The sequence below is a fragment of the Streptomyces sp. GLSS-08 genome (assembly GCF_056387915.1).
Genome location: NZ_JBWJAQ010000004.1, coordinates 163,584 through 176,536 on the forward strand (window position 1 = coordinate 163,584; position 12,953 = coordinate 176,536).

Here is a 12,953-nt window from a genome sequence, read left to right on the forward strand (position 1 = left end):
CTATACGGCCCCGTGACACTCCGTGTACCGGTTCCCCGACCCGCACCAGCACCCCGCCCCCCGCTGCGGCGGCCACGCCGTCGCTCGGCCGCGGGCCGCGAGCGTCGTCGCGTACTGGGGGAGGAGGTTCGTGTCCGCCGGGGACGTGGCCTCCGAGGCCGCGAAGGCCTCGTAGGACGGGACCGTGCCCGTGACGATGCCCAGGTTCGGGGTGCCGGAGGCGGACAGCTCGCGCAGGGACGCCTCTATCGTCGCGAGGTGCTCCGCGTGGGACGGGTACTCCGAGGACAGCGACGGGTACGCCGTCAGCAGCTCCGTCAGTTCGTCCGCCGGCCAGTGCAGGACCGCCACCGGGAACGGACGCGACAGCGCCTCCCGGAACGTGCCGAGTTCCGCGCGCAGGCGCGAGATCTCCGCCGCCAGCTCCGCCGGGTTGTCCGAGCCCAGCGACCACACCCGCTTGGGGTTGTGCAGCTCGTCCAGGGAGACGGGGGACGAGTGCAGCGTGTCCGCGAGCATGTCCCAGTCGTCGTGGGCCACGCCCAGCATGCGGCGGACCCGGTGGCGGCCGAAAAGCAGGGGGTGCGTCGCGTACGGCGGCTCCGAGACGTCCGCCAGGAAGAGCCGCGCACCCTCCGTGAACGTCTCGTGCGCCGCTTCCAGTTCGTCGTGCGACTCCAGGGCCTCGGCCACGATCACCCAGGCCGCCGGGTCCCGCGGGGACGTCGCGCGGACCCCGTCGATGATCGCCCGTGCCTCCGCCTCGTGGCCGTACTCCCACAGGTTCGCCGCCTTCAGGGCGCGGACCAGGTGGGGGTTCTCCAGGGGCTCGGGGGACGACAGCAGGCGGTCGTACAGCGCGGTGGCGCTGGGGCGGTCGCCGGACAGTTCCAGGTGGGCCGCGGCCTGCACGAGCAGGTGTTCGGCGTCCTCGGGGTACAGGCCTGCGGTCCGCTCCAGGCGTGCCGCTTCGGCGTTGTGGTCGACGTTCTCGGCTGGCGTGTCGGGGCGCATGGTGGACACCGTACTGCCGTGGACCGGCAAAAGAGAGAGATCCGCAGGCCAGCGCCACGGCCTGGGCAGGGGAGGCCGGGCGCGCGGGCCGGCGGGGTCACACCACGACCCCCTCCACCTCCACCGTCTGCACCGCCCCCGCCGCGAACGGCACCCGCAGGACCTTTCCGCTCACGTACGTGTCCGAGTGCGGCGCGTAGAGGTCGCCGCCGCCCGACGTGACCGTGTTCCAACGGCGGGCCAGGCCGCCCGTGCCGCCGGTCGCCCGGGTGAAGCGGGACAGGTCGAAGGTCAGGGTCTGGGCCGACGACGCGGTGTTCACGGCGACGATGACCAGGCGTTTCGCCGCCGCGTCCAGGGCGGCGGCCGCGTAGCCGACGCCCGTGTCGAGGATCGTCATGCCGGGGCGGATGTGACGGCTGAACTGGGCCAGCACGTAGTACTTGGTCTGTACGGCGCCGGCCTGGAGCGTGGTCGCGTCGTAGGCGATCGTCGCCCAGCCCGCGGAGGGGTCCATCACCTGCCAGTAGCACCACGCCGTCGGGTGCAGCCAGCGGAAGTCCAGGCAGAGGTTGCTCGCAAGGGTGAGGCCGGTCGCGTCGCCGTCGCCGTACTCGGAGTTCCACAGGCCTTTGCGGGCCGTGGTCACGACGTCCGTGTGGAGGAGGTCACGACGGCCGCCCGACCCCTGGTAGCCGTGCACGTTGACCCGGTCCACCAGTGCCTTCGTCGACGTGCCGAACGCGTTCCAGGTCGTGCGCGCGAGGTCGTAGCTCGTCTCGTCCGACGCGGAGATCCGGGTGCCCGTCAGGCCGCGCTTGTCGAGTTCGCCGCGCAGGTGGGGGAGTACGGCGGCCTGGACGGAGGCGTCCAGGTGGCAGCCCTCCTGGGTGCCGGTGGCCGTCCACCAGGCGGAGGAGGGCTCGTTGAAGGGGTCCACCGTCGCGAAGTTCACGCCCCAGTCCGTCTTCGCGCGGAGGGCGACCGCGGCCAGGTGGGAGGCGTGCTGGCGGTGGTTCCAGGACTGGAGGTTGTTGCCGCCGCCGGACGCGCCCGACGGGTTGTGGTTCGCGCACATCCACCACATCGGCGAATTGGCGAACAGCTCGCTGGTCGCGCCGCGCGCGGTCGCCTTGACGAGGGCGGCGCGCTGGGCGGCGTCCGCCGTCCACTTCCAGGCCGAGGACGCGGGGTCCTCGTTGTTCCAGTCCTGCCAGTATCCCTCGATCTGCTTGAACGCCGGGATGTTGGGCGAGGCGACCATGCTCTCGCCGTTCACGCTGTTCCGGCTGCACGCGCCGAGGTTGTAGCGGGCGATGTTCAAACCGAGGCCGGGGAGGGTCCGGCCGTCGTACGCCACGGACTTGGTGGTGAAGAAGATGTCGGCGAAGTCGTCCCGGGCGCCGAAGACGTTGGCCCACCAGGCCAGGGAGGTGCCCCAGCCCTCCCATGTCCCGTACGTGGTGCCGGGGTTGACCGCGATGGTCGCGTCGGCCCGTGCCGTGCCCGTGGCCAGCGCGCTCCCCAGGAGCGTGCCGCCCGTCGCGGCCAGCAGTGTTCTGCGTCGGATCATGACCTCTCCGTCCCGCTCGAACTGCCGGTCGCGGCACCGGCGTTGACGTGTCGCGCTCATGTCATCAGGAAGCATCGAGTGCGGTGGGTGAGGTTGTCGAGAGGTGTGACAGATCTTTCTTCCAGTGGTTGTGAGAAGGGTGAGGAGAAGGGCTGGGGGGACGGGGAGATCAAGTCCTGCACCGTGCTGGCGACTTGAGGAGACGCCCCTTATCGTGCAGGCATTGAAGGAGGCGTACGCATGCGGACTCCCGGGGTCGTGCACCACGGCACGCTACGGCGGCGCGCCGCGTGCCGGCGGGCACTGTGGAGCGCGGGCGAACTCCTCGTCACCTTCGGGGCGGTGCTCCTGCTCCTCGTCGTGCACCAGCTGTGGTGGACCAACCGGCAGGCCCGCGAGGGGGCCGAGCGGAGGGTCGAGGCACTGGAGAGGGAGTGGCAGCGGCCCGCACCGGACGTGACGGCCGCCCCTGATCCGGGCGAGAACCTCCCCCAGGACACCGGGGACGCCGGGACCGGAGCCGCACCGGCCGGCCCGGGCGGGCGGACGGGCACCGCCCGCCGGAGCCCCGGCGAACAGCCACGCCGGTCCGAGGCCTACGCCGTCCTCACCGTCCCCCGCCTCTCGCTCCGCGTGCCCGTCGCCGAGGGCATCGGCAAGCCGGACGTGCTCGACCGGGGCTACGCCGGCCACTACCCGCGCACCGCACAGCCCGGCCGGCCGGGGAACTTCGCGCTCGCCGGGCACCGGAACACCCATGGCGAGCCCTTCCGGCACCTCGACCGGCTGAGACGCGGCGACACGGTCGAGGTCGAGACCCGGACGGCCACCTACGTGTACGCCGTCGACCGGACGCTTCCGCAGACCTCCGCGCGCGACGGCGGTGTCGTACGCCCCGTGCCGCGCAGCGACGTCCGCCCGTCCTACGGGTACAGCGAGCCCGGGTACTACCTCACCCTCACCACCTGCACCCCGGAGTACACCTCGAAGTACCGCCTGGTGGTCTGGGGCAGACTGCGCTCCGTGCGGCCCCGCTGACACCAGGCCGGGGAACCCGCCCCGGCGCCTGAACCTTCGGCACCCCGGACCCCGCCCGTCGTACGGGCCGGACGGACGGCTCCGGCGAAGCCCGCGGCCGGACAGCGACGGCTGTACGGCTCCCGAAAAGCTCCCGCCCGGGCCCATCCTGTATAACGGCAGGACGAATAGGCGTACTAAGGGGGAGTGGCCGATGACGCGGACCTGGGCGACCATGCGTCCCGCCGCCGCGCTGCTCCTGCTCGTCCTGGAGTTCGCCCTCCTCGACACCGGCAGCCTCTCGGCCGTCGTCGCCTTCGCCGCGACCGCCGCGGCCGGCTCCGCGCTCGCCGCCTGCGCCGTCATCGCCGCGCGCTGCGTGCCCGCCGTCCCGCGTACGCGCGTACGGACGGCCATCCGCGACCGCGAGCAGCGCACGGCGTTCCTGCCCCAGCGCGATCCCGACGCGTCGGGACGCACACGCCCCCGAGCGCCGGGGTGTGCCCTCCCGACGGTCACCGCGTAGGGACGCGCACCACCTCACTCACCGCCGCGTACCCCCGTGCGGGCCGTCATGCCGTTTCTTCGCGTCCGGCACGACGAGACCCCCGGAGGGCTCACCCATGTCCGCTTTCATGTCTGTCTTCGCCAATCTGGTCGAGCAGTTGGCCGACCTGCTCCAGCCGCTGTTCCACGCGTCCGCGGCAGCCGCCGCGATCGTCCTGTTCACCGCCCTCGTACGGCTGCTGGTGCACCCGCTGTCGCGGGCGTCGGCGCGCGGGCAGCGGGCCCGCGCCCGGCTCCAGCCGCAGGTCGCGGCCCTGCGCAGGAAACACGGTGACAACAGCGAGAAGCTCCAGAAGGCCCTCCTGGAGCTGCACGCGGAGGAGAAGGTCTCGCCGCTCTCCGGGTGCCTGCCGAGCCTCCTCCAGATGCCGGCGTTCTTCCTCCTCTACCACCTGTTCTCCAGCTCGACGATCGGCGGCGGGGCCAACGCGCTGCTCGGGCACAGACTGTTCGGCGCCCCGCTCGGCGACCGCTGGACGGACGCCCTGGGGGACGGCGGGCCGCTCGGCGCCCCCGGGCTCGTCTATCTCGGCCTCTTCGCCGTCGTCACCGTGGTCGCGACCTTCAACTACCGCCGGACCAGGCAGACGATGTCGGCCGCGCCCGCCCCCGCACCAGGTGGCGAGCAGGTGCCCGGCCTCGCGACGATCAACAAGGTCATGCCGCTGATGTCCTTCTTCACGCTGTTCACGGTGGCGGTGGTGCCGCTGGCCGCCGCGCTGTACGTGGTCACCAGCACGACGTGGAGCGCGGTGGAACGGGCGGTGCTGTACCGCGACATGCCGGGGGCCGCTCCGGCGGCGACCGCGCTCGGCTGACGGGCGGAGGGGGCGCTCAGGTTACGGTCCAGTCCGTGAACGGGGTCTTGCGGACTGGACGCCCACCTTGGAGGATCGACCAGTCCTCCGATGGCTGCACCCATCGGTCGGGCTGCCGCGATCGAGGGAGATTGTGATCATGAAGCTGCTGCGAGTCGGTACGGCGGGAGCGGAGCGGCCTGCGCTGCTCGACGCCGAGGGCACCCTGCGGGACCTGTCGGGCGTCGTCGCCGACATCGACGGAGCGCTGCTCGCCGACGCCGCGGCGCTCGGCCGGATCCGGTCCGCCGCCGAAGCCAACGAGCTGCCCGCGCTGGACGCGGCCGGGCTGCGCGTAGGACCGCCGCTGGCCCGGATCGGCAAGGTCGTGTGCATCGGGCTGAACTACCACGACCACGCGCGGGAGACCGGTGCCGAGCCGCCCGCCGAGCCGGTGATCTTCTTCAAGGCGGCGGACACGGTGGTCGGCCCGCACGACACGGTGCTCGTGCCGCGCGGCTCGGTGAAGACCGACTGGGAGGTGGAGCTGGCGGTCGTGATCGGCCGTACGGCCCGCTACCTGGAGTCGCACGAGGAGGCGCTCGCGCACGTCGCCGGGTACGCGGTGGCGCACGACGTCTCCGAGCGCGAGTTCCAGATCGAGCGCGGCGGCACCTGGGACAAGGGCAAGAACTGCGAGACGTTCAACCCGCTGGGCCCCTGGCTGGTGACCGTGGACGAGGTGCCCGACCCGCAGGCGCTGTCGCTGAAGCTCTGGGTGAACGGGGAGCTCAAGCAGGACGGCACGACGGCCGAGCAGATCTTCCCGGTCGCCGAGGTCGTGCGCTACGTCAGCCAGTTCATGACGCTCCACCCGGGCGACGTCATCAACACGGGCACACCGGCCGGCGTGGCACTCGGGCAGCCCGAACCGAAGCCGTTCCTGCGGGCCGGTGACGTGGTGGAGCTGGAGATCGAGGGCCTGGGACGGCAGCGCCAGGAACTCAAGGACGCGTGAGCACTGCGAGGCCGGGGGCGCCCTCGTGGGTGAGGGTGCACCCGGCCTCGTCCGCGCGGGGCGGGGCCGGTGCTGGCCTCGGCCCTCAAGGCTGCGGGCCTGCGCCGGCCTGGGCCTCGGCCCTCGAAGTGTGCGGGCCTGCGCCGGCCTGGGCCTCGGCCCTCGAAGTGTGCGGGCCTGCGCCGCCGTCAGCCCTTGAAGTGCTCCAGCGCCTCCACGACCATCCGGTGGTCCTCCACCTGCGGCAGACCCGACACGACCACCGTGCCGACGACTCCCGTGCCCTCGACGACGATCGGGAACGCGCCGCCGTGGGCCGCGTACACGTCGGGGTCCAGGCGCGAGGACTCCTCGAAGGTGGTGCCCTTGGCGCGGAAGCGGGCGCCGACCAGGTACGAGGAGCAGCCGTAGCGCTCGACGACCCGGCGTTTGCGGTCGATCCAGGCGTCGTTGTCCGGGGTCGAGCCGGGCAGCGCCGCGTGGAAGAGCTGCTGGCCGCCGCGCCGGATGTCGACGGCGACCGGCGCGGCGCGCTCCCGGGCCAGCTCGACCAGCAGGGAGCCGAGGGCCCAGGCGTCGTCGTACGTGAAGCGCGGGAGCGTCAAGCGGCGCTCCTGCTCCTCGAGTTCGGGGATCGTGGGCGCGGCCGTCGGGGTGCTCACAGCGTCACCGCCGCACCGTCGCGGGCGGAGCGCCGGGCCGCCTCCAGGACGTCGAGGGCGTCGGCCGCCTCGTACGCCGTGACCGGGTTCGGGCCGCCGTCGCGCAGCGCCGCGGCCACCGCCTGGTAGTACGCCGGGTACGCGCCGCGCAGCGTGGGCTCCGGGCGGCCGCCGCCGGTCAGCGGGGACTCGCCCGAGCCGACGTGCCCCCACAGGGTCTCGGGCTCGATGCCCCACTCGGCCGTGCTGCCGGGGCGGCTGCCCTCGCGCAGCGCGGCCTCCTGCGGGTCGAGGCCGTACTTGACGTAACCGGCCCGCGAGCCCAGTACGCGAAAGCGCGGGCCCAGTTGGGCGGTGGTCGCGGAGACGTACAGGTGGGACCGGACGCCGTTCACGTGCGTGATCGCGAAGAAGGTGTCGTCGTCGGTCTCGGCGCCGGGGCGGCGCACGTCCGACTCGGCGTAGACCTGCGCCGCCGGGCCGAAGAGGGTCAGCGCCTGGTCGACGACGTGGCTGCCGAGGTCGTAGAGCAGACCTCCGATCTCTGCCGGGTCGCCGGACTCCCGCCAGCCGCCCTTCAGCTGGGGGCGCCAGCGCTCGAAGCGGGACTCGAAGCGGTAGACGTCGCCGAGCTCGCCCTCCTCGACGAGCTTGCGCAGGGTCAGGAAGTCGTTGTCCCAGCGGCGGTTCTGGAAGACCGACAGGAGCAGTCCGCGCTCGTCGGCCAGGGCGGCCAGCTCGCGCGCCTCGGCCGCCGTGCCCGCGACGGGCTTGTCGACGACCACCGGCAGCCCCGCCTTCAGCGCGGCGGTCGCGAGCGGGACATGGGTCTTGTTCGGGGAGGCGATGACGATCAGGTCCAGCTCGTCGGCGCGTGCCCACAGGTCGTCGGGCGTGCCGGCGAAGCGGACGGCGTCGCCGGACTCCGCCCGGGCCTGCTCACGCCGCTCCGGGTTCGAGGTGACGACCGTGTCGAGGGTGAGGCCCTCGGTCGCGGCGATCAGCGGGGCGTGGAAGACGGAGCCCGCGAGGCCGTAGCCGACGAGGCCGACGCGGAGGGGGGTGCCGGAGCCGGATCCGGTGCTGCTGGTGCCTGTCATGCCTCCACTTTCGCAACGCTGTTGCCAAAGTGCAAGCGCGGGGGACAATGGCGTACGTGAACAGGACCAGCGCGGAGTCGGAAGTGGACCGGTCGGAGGTGCGTGGGCGCGGCACCGGGAGCGGAGTGAACCGGTCGGGTGTCGTGCGCGGGCGCGGCGGCGAGGCGGGGGTGAACCTGCCGGCGCTGCGCAGCCACAACGCGGCGCTGGTGCTCGACCTGCTGCGCACGGCGGGCCCCGCCGGTATCAGCCGTCTCGAACTCGCCGAGCGGACCGGGCTGACCCCGCAGGCCGTCAGCAAGATCACCGCCCGGCTGCGGGCGGAGGGCCTGGCGGCGGAGGCGGGCCGGCGGGCGTCGACGGGCGGCAAGCCGCGCACGGTGCTGCGGCTGGTTCCCGAGGCGGGTCACGCGGTCGGCCTCCACCTGGACCGGGACGAACTGACGGCGGTCCTGTGCGACCTCACGGGAGCGGTGGTCGCGGAGCGGCGCTCGCCCCTGGACCTCGGCTCCGGGGCCGAGGCGGTCGTCACCGGGGCGGCACGGGAGGTGACGGCCCTGCTCGCGGGGGTGCCGGGGGCCGCGTCCGTGCTGGGCGCCGGAGTCGCGCTGCCCGGCCCGCTCGACCACGACCGCGGGGTGCTGCACCGGGTCACCGGGTTCCCGGAGTGGGACGGGTTTCCGCTGCGGGAGGCACTCGCCGGGCGCCTCGGGGTGCCGGTGGTCGTGGACAAGGACACCAACGCGGCGGCGCTCGCCCTCGCGGTCGGCGGGGGTGCCGGGCCGGGCCAGGGGTCCTTCGCGTATCTGCACCTCGGTACGGGACTGGGGGCCGGGCTGGTGATCGGCGGCGCCGTGCACCGGGGGACGCGGACCGGGGCGGGGGAGTTCGGGCACCAGGTCATCCAGCTGGGCGGGCCGCTGTGCGAGTGCGGGAACCACGGCTGCATCGAGGTGCTGTGCCTCTCGGCGGTGGCGCGGGGCGCCGTGGACGAGGCGGCGCGGGTCCTCGGGGCGGGCGCCGCGAATCTCGCCGGGTTGCTCGACATCGACCTGGTACTCCTGGGGGGCCGTACCGTCGCAGCCCACGAGGAGCCCTTCGTACGGGGGGTCGGCGCCGTCCTCGACGAGCGCGCCCGGCGCGGGGGCCTGGACGCGGCGGTGCCGGTGCGTCTCGCGCCGGGCGGTGCGCGTGCCGTCGCGGAGGGCGCGGCCCAGCTCCTCCTCGCACCCCTGTTCGGGCGCGCCGAGGGCTGACCGGCGGGGGCTGCCGGGACGGCGCGGGCGCTGCGGTTCCGGCACCCGGGCACCCAGGCACCGGGGCACCCGGACGAAACGACGGGGCCCACCTCACCGCGTCCCCTCCCCGCCTCCCCCCTCACCTACGTCCGCGCAGAAAGCGGGCCGTCGTGATCAGGAGGGTGCCGCACGTGACGAGGAGGAGGCCGCCGATCAGGAGGCCGGTGTCGTGTGGCGTGCCGGGACCGGTCCTGGCCAGTTCCTCGACGGACGGCATACCGCCCGGCGCCCCACCGTCACCCTCGGCGCCGGCGTCACCGTCACCCTCATCGCCGCTGTCACCACCACTCCCCCCGGAGTCGGTGGCGGCCCCGGAAGCCGGAGCCGGGGAAGCCGTGGAAGCCGGAGCCGAGGAAACCGCGGAAGCCGGAGCCGAGGAGACCGAGGAAGCCGGAGCCGAGGAGACCGAGGAAGCCGAGGAAGCAGGGGCCGAGGGAGCCCCGGAAGCCCGGGCCGAGGGAGCCGCGGACGCCGAACCCGTGGCCGTCGGGGGGGCCGGGGTGTCCGTGCCCTCCACGGCGGCGTCCGGCGTGCCGTCGATCCGGAAGCGGTAGTCGTTCGACTGCCCCACCCAGTCGCCGTCGTCGCGGTGCCGGTGCACCACGGCCGCGTTCGCCACGACGTCGTTCGGCGCGGCGGCGGAGGTGACGGTGAGCCGCACCTTCACCCGGAGGGTCCGCCCGGGAGCCACGGTGAACCCGGGGAACCCGTCGAAGGCCCCGACGAGTTCGTCGTCGTCCGTCCGCTCGAAGGAGACGGGGTGCGCCCGGGTCCCCTCGAAGAACTCCAGCCTTACCTGGGACGGGCGCAGTTGCCGCTTCTCGTCGACGAGGACGACGACGGGATGGATGCCGCCGCACGGGTGGGCGGTGGTGTTGGTGAGGTCGAGGAACCAGGTCCCGTCGGCGCCGCCGGTCTCGTAGACGTCGGGTCCGCCGTGGACGCGGGTCCTCAAGGGGAAGTCGCGGGCGTCGGGATCGGCACAGCCGGGGCGGCGGTCGGCCGCGGGAGCCGCGGCCGGCGGGGCGTCGAGCCCGGCCGCGCTCGGGACGGGACCGCAGGCGAGGGCGGCCGCGGTGACAACGGTGAGGGACAGGGACGTGCGCAGTCGCATGAACATATGACCTGCCCTCCACGCCGTCCCTCGGGAGCCGCCACGCCAGGAACGCCCCGGACGGACTCCTGAGTCCCCTCGGTCGGCGGAGCCCTACGGCCTCCCGCCGGCGCGAGCGGGACCCGAACCGGCCGACCACCCCTGGACCGAAATCGACCGGAACCGCCAGAGTGACGTCGAGAAGTGGCGGACCCCGGCCGACAACTGATCGCTAGGCTGAGGGTCACGCAGCACCGCGTACGGCAGGAGAACGGCATGGCAGACCGCAAGCCCATCGAATCGTGGCTCACCGACATGGACGGTGTGCTCATCCACGAGGGTGTGCCGATCCCCGGCGCCGACGCCTTCATCAGGAAGCTGCGGGAGTCGGGCCGGCCTTTCCTGGTGCTGACGAACAACTCCATCTACACAGCCCGTGACCTGCACGCCAGGCTCCAGCGCATGGGCCTGGACGTGCCGGTCGAGAACATCTGGACGTCCGCGCTGGCCACGGCCAGGTTCCTGGAGGACCAGCGGCCCGGCGGCACGGCGTACGTCATCGGCGAGGCGGGCCTGACGACCGCGCTGCACGACATCGGGTACGTGCTCACCGACCACGAGCCCGACTACGTGGTGCTGGGCGAGACCCGGACGTACTCCTTCGAGGCCATGACCAAGGCGGTCCGGCTGATCAACGGCGGCGCCCGCTTCATCTGCACCAACCCCGACGAGACCGGCCCCTCGGCGGAGGGGCCGCTGCCCGCCACCGGCGCGGTCGCCGCGCTGATCACCAAGGCGACCGGCAAGCAGCCGTACTTCGCGGGCAAGCCGAACCCGCTGATGATGCGGACCGGCCTGAACGCCATCGGGGCGCACTCGGAGAGCAGCGCCATGATCGGCGACCGGATGGACACGGACGTCCTCGCCGGTCTGGAGGCGGGCATGGAGACGTTTTTGGTGCTCACCGGCCTGACCACGCCCGCCGAGATCGAGCGGTACCCCTACCGCCCCTCCAAGGTCGTGGACTCCATCGCGGACCTGATCGAACGCGTCTGAACCGCGTTCCATGCCTCGGGCGGCGGAAGTCCGCCCGAACGGAGCAGCGATTGTCCTCTCCGGGATGCGGCTGCCGTCCCGGAGGGGGAGTCTCCAGGTGTCTGGAGGTTCACGATGGGTTCACTGCGACTCACACTCTGTACCGGAGCGGTGCTCGCCGCCGCGCTCACGCCCACGGCGTACGCGGCCGACGCGGCCGTCTCCGTCACCCCCTCGCCCCCGGCGCCCGGCGCCGACATCACGGTGCGGGCGACGGGCTGCAAGGACAGGACCGGCGTCGCGAAGTCCCCGGCGTTCGTCGCGGACGCCCGGCTCACGGGCGGCGACGGCGCCCTCGTCGGGGAGAGCCGGGTCCGCTCCGCGCTGAAGCCCGGTAGCTACGGCGTGCAGGTCACCTGTGACGGCGTCGACGACAAGGTCAGGGGCACGCTCACGGTCGCCCGGGCGGACGGCCCTGGCCGCGCCGCCCCGGATCCGGAGAGCCGCCCCGCGGACCGGCCGGAGCAGACCGTCTCGTCCGCTCCGGCCTCACCGGTCGCACCGGTGCGGGCGGGCGGCGGAGGCGCCGCCCACTTCGCGTCCGTCGACACCAGCTCCACCGGCCCGGGCACCGGGCAGGCCGTGATCGGCCTGGTCCTCGCGAGCGCCGCCGCGGTCGCCGTCGCGGTGCGCAGCGCCCGCCGGGACCGCGGCGGCGGATGAGGAACCCGACATGACCGGCGGGGAACGCTCCTCCGGCACCGGGCGCCTGACGACGGGCGCCGCCTGGGCGGTTCTGCTGCTGGGGCTGTGGCTCTGGGGCCGCGAGGTGACCGACGTACGGCAGGGGGCGGCGCCGGCCACGGGAGACGTGGCCGGCGCCGGCCGTTCCCGGGGCGCCCGGCTGCCGCCCGCGCACAAGCCCTTGCGGGAGGCGCGGCCCCAGCGCGTCGACGTCCCGGCGCTGCGGATCCGGGCCCAGGTGGTGGCCCGCGGCCTGGACCGGCAGGGCGCGATCGAGCCGCCGCCCTACGACCGGCCGGGCGTGGTCGGCTGGTACGCGGCCGGTGCGCGGCCGGGTGCGGCGGGCACCGCCCTGTTCGTGGGACACGTCGACACCGAGACCCGGCCCGCCGTCTTCTACCGGCTCAGCTCGGCGCGGCCCGGCGACCGGGTCCGGGTGGTCCGCGACGACGGCTCGGTCGCCGAGTTCACCGTCGACGACGTGCAGGTCGTCCCGCGCGACCGCTTCGACGCCCGGCGGGCCTACGGGCCGCGCGAGCCCGGGCGGGCCGAGCTGCGGCTGGTGACCTGCGGCGGCACCTTCGACCGGGCCAGCCGCTCGTACACGGCGAACGTGGTCGTCTCCGCGTACCTCACCGGCAGCACCGCATGATCCCGCCCGGCCCGGCCGGCGACCTGTTCCCCCTGGAGTGATGCCCCCCTGCGAAAACGGGATCTCTCGGTCCTCCGGGCGCGGACGACGATGGGGCCCCTCGCCATCGGCGAGGGGCCCCATCGGTCTGTCTGTGCGCCGCCAGGGACTCGAACCCCGGACCCGCTGATTAAGAGTCAGCTGCTCTAACCAACTGAGCTAGCGGCGCGGGCTGACCTGGAGAACTCTACCCGATTCCGGGAGGTGGTCCGGCCCGCGAGTTCCCGGTGCGCCGACGCGCGCGGAGGGTGCCGTACATCATTCGGACCGTCAACATGCGACAACGGATGGCGGTTGAGAAACTGACGATCGTGCAGAAATGCGGACATTTCAATCTGGAGTGT

The 12,953-nt window shown here is 73.5% G+C and carries 13 protein-coding genes and 1 tRNA gene; 8 read left to right on the plus strand and 6 right to left on the minus strand.

Annotated elements, in window-relative coordinates:
• Together AC0ZLC_RS08815 and AC0ZLC_RS08820 are read right to left on the minus strand one after the other, a co-directional pair.
• Positions 1–1,014: an SEC-C domain-containing protein gene (locus tag AC0ZLC_RS08815; RefSeq protein ID WP_476751331.1), complete on the minus strand. Its 1,014-nt coding sequence runs from the start codon at positions 1,012–1,014 to the stop codon at positions 1–3.
• Between the two features lie 97 nt (positions 1,015–1,111).
• Positions 1,112–2,587 (minus strand): glycoside hydrolase, encoded by a 1,476-nt coding sequence (locus AC0ZLC_RS08820; RefSeq protein WP_476751332.1) that lies wholly within the window; start codon positions 2,585–2,587, stop codon positions 1,112–1,114.
• A 240-nt stretch (positions 2,588–2,827) separates the two neighbouring features.
• Between AC0ZLC_RS08820 and AC0ZLC_RS08825 the strand changes: the two genes are divergently transcribed.
• From AC0ZLC_RS08825 to AC0ZLC_RS08840, 4 genes are all read left to right on the plus strand, one after another.
• Complete coding sequence (locus AC0ZLC_RS08825; protein ID WP_476751333.1) at positions 2,828–3,625, plus strand: class E sortase; 798 nt, start codon at positions 2,828–2,830, stop codon at positions 3,623–3,625.
• Positions 3,626–3,818: 193 nt separating this feature from the next.
• A complete protein-coding gene (locus AC0ZLC_RS08830) occupies positions 3,819–4,130 on the plus strand; it encodes a DUF6412 domain-containing protein (RefSeq protein WP_476751334.1) in 312 nt (103 codons plus the stop codon).
• A gap of 109 nt (positions 4,131–4,239) precedes the next feature.
• Positions 4,240–4,989 carry a YidC/Oxa1 family membrane protein insertase gene (locus AC0ZLC_RS08835; protein ID WP_476751335.1) on the plus strand — a complete coding sequence of 250 codons (750 nt, stop codon included), beginning with the start codon at positions 4,240–4,242 and terminating at the stop codon, positions 4,987–4,989.
• A gap of 139 nt (positions 4,990–5,128) precedes the next feature.
• Positions 5,129–5,986, plus strand: coding sequence for a fumarylacetoacetate hydrolase family protein (locus AC0ZLC_RS08840; RefSeq protein WP_476751336.1), 858 nt, complete (start codon positions 5,129–5,131; stop codon positions 5,984–5,986).
• Positions 5,987–6,174: 188 nt separating this feature from the next.
• On the opposite strand, the gene AC0ZLC_RS08845 is transcribed toward AC0ZLC_RS08840, so the two are convergent.
• Positions 6,175–6,648, minus strand: a complete 474-nt coding sequence (locus tag AC0ZLC_RS08845) for a heme-degrading domain-containing protein (RefSeq protein WP_476751337.1) — start codon at positions 6,646–6,648, stop codon at positions 6,175–6,177.
• Positions 6,645–7,748, minus strand: coding sequence for a Gfo/Idh/MocA family oxidoreductase (locus AC0ZLC_RS08850; RefSeq protein ID WP_476751338.1), 1,104 nt, complete (start codon positions 7,746–7,748; stop codon positions 6,645–6,647). The genes AC0ZLC_RS08845 and AC0ZLC_RS08850 overlap by 4 nt, the downstream gene beginning before the upstream one ends.
• Before the next feature lie 47 nt (positions 7,749–7,795).
• Here AC0ZLC_RS08850 and AC0ZLC_RS08855 point away from each other — a divergent pair, with 47 nt between their 5' ends.
• Positions 7,796–9,004 carry an ROK family transcriptional regulator gene (locus AC0ZLC_RS08855; RefSeq protein ID WP_476751339.1) on the plus strand — a complete coding sequence of 403 codons (1,209 nt, stop codon included), beginning with the start codon at positions 7,796–7,798 and terminating at the stop codon, positions 9,002–9,004.
• Between the two features lie 121 nt (positions 9,005–9,125).
• Here AC0ZLC_RS08855 and AC0ZLC_RS08860 read toward each other — a convergent pair whose 3' ends face one another.
• The gene (locus tag AC0ZLC_RS08860) at positions 9,126–10,160 is read right to left on the minus strand and encodes a hypothetical protein (RefSeq protein WP_476751340.1); all 1,035 of its coding nucleotides are present in this window, start codon (positions 10,158–10,160) and stop codon (positions 9,126–9,128) included.
• Positions 10,161–10,415: 255 nt separating this feature from the next.
• Here AC0ZLC_RS08860 and AC0ZLC_RS08865 point away from each other — a divergent pair, with 255 nt between their 5' ends.
• From AC0ZLC_RS08865 to AC0ZLC_RS08875, 3 genes are all read left to right on the plus strand, one after another.
• Positions 10,416–11,195, plus strand: coding sequence for an HAD-IIA family hydrolase (locus AC0ZLC_RS08865; protein ID WP_476751341.1), 780 nt, complete (start codon positions 10,416–10,418; stop codon positions 11,193–11,195).
• Between the two features lie 114 nt (positions 11,196–11,309).
• The gene (locus AC0ZLC_RS08870; RefSeq protein ID WP_476751342.1) at positions 11,310–11,897 is read left to right on the plus strand and encodes a hypothetical protein; all 588 of its coding nucleotides are present in this window, start codon (positions 11,310–11,312) and stop codon (positions 11,895–11,897) included.
• A gap of 10 nt (positions 11,898–11,907) precedes the next feature.
• Entirely contained in the window at positions 11,908–12,570 is a 663-nt protein-coding gene (locus tag AC0ZLC_RS08875) for a class F sortase (RefSeq protein ID WP_476751343.1), read from the plus strand.
• A gap of 134 nt (positions 12,571–12,704) precedes the next feature.
• On the opposite strand, the gene AC0ZLC_RS08880 is transcribed toward AC0ZLC_RS08875, so the two are convergent.
• Positions 12,705–12,778: transfer RNA gene (locus AC0ZLC_RS08880), tRNA-Lys, on the minus strand.
• Positions 12,779–12,953 lie beyond the last annotated feature (175 nt).

What these genes read in the sequence shown, in the direction of transcription:
- AC0ZLC_RS08815 (WP_476751331.1), bottom strand. Translation starts at nt 1,014, where the DNA reads ATGCGCCCCGACACGCCAGCCGAGAACGTCGACCACAACGCCGAAGCG.
- AC0ZLC_RS08820 (WP_476751332.1), bottom strand. Translation starts at nt 2,587, where the DNA reads ATGATCCGACGCAGAACACTGCTGGCCGCGACGGGCGGCACGCTCCTG.
- AC0ZLC_RS08825 (WP_476751333.1), top strand. Translation starts at nt 2,828, where the DNA reads ATGCGGACTCCCGGGGTCGTGCACCACGGCACGCTACGGCGGCGCGCC.
- AC0ZLC_RS08830 (WP_476751334.1), top strand. Translation starts at nt 3,819, where the DNA reads ATGACGCGGACCTGGGCGACCATGCGTCCCGCCGCCGCGCTGCTCCTG.
- AC0ZLC_RS08835 (WP_476751335.1), top strand. Translation starts at nt 4,240, where the DNA reads ATGTCTGTCTTCGCCAATCTGGTCGAGCAGTTGGCCGACCTGCTCCAG.
- AC0ZLC_RS08840 (WP_476751336.1), top strand. Translation starts at nt 5,129, where the DNA reads ATGAAGCTGCTGCGAGTCGGTACGGCGGGAGCGGAGCGGCCTGCGCTG.
- AC0ZLC_RS08850 (WP_476751338.1), bottom strand. Translation starts at nt 7,748, where the DNA reads ATGACAGGCACCAGCAGCACCGGATCCGGCTCCGGCACCCCCCTCCGC.
- AC0ZLC_RS08855 (WP_476751339.1), top strand. Translation starts at nt 7,796, where the DNA reads ATGGCGTACGTGAACAGGACCAGCGCGGAGTCGGAAGTGGACCGGTCG.
- AC0ZLC_RS08860 (WP_476751340.1), bottom strand. Translation starts at nt 10,160, where the DNA reads ATGCGACTGCGCACGTCCCTGTCCCTCACCGTTGTCACCGCGGCCGCC.
- AC0ZLC_RS08865 (WP_476751341.1), top strand. Translation starts at nt 10,416, where the DNA reads ATGGCAGACCGCAAGCCCATCGAATCGTGGCTCACCGACATGGACGGT.
- AC0ZLC_RS08870 (WP_476751342.1), top strand. Translation starts at nt 11,310, where the DNA reads ATGGGTTCACTGCGACTCACACTCTGTACCGGAGCGGTGCTCGCCGCC.
- AC0ZLC_RS08875 (WP_476751343.1), top strand. Translation starts at nt 11,908, where the DNA reads ATGACCGGCGGGGAACGCTCCTCCGGCACCGGGCGCCTGACGACGGGC.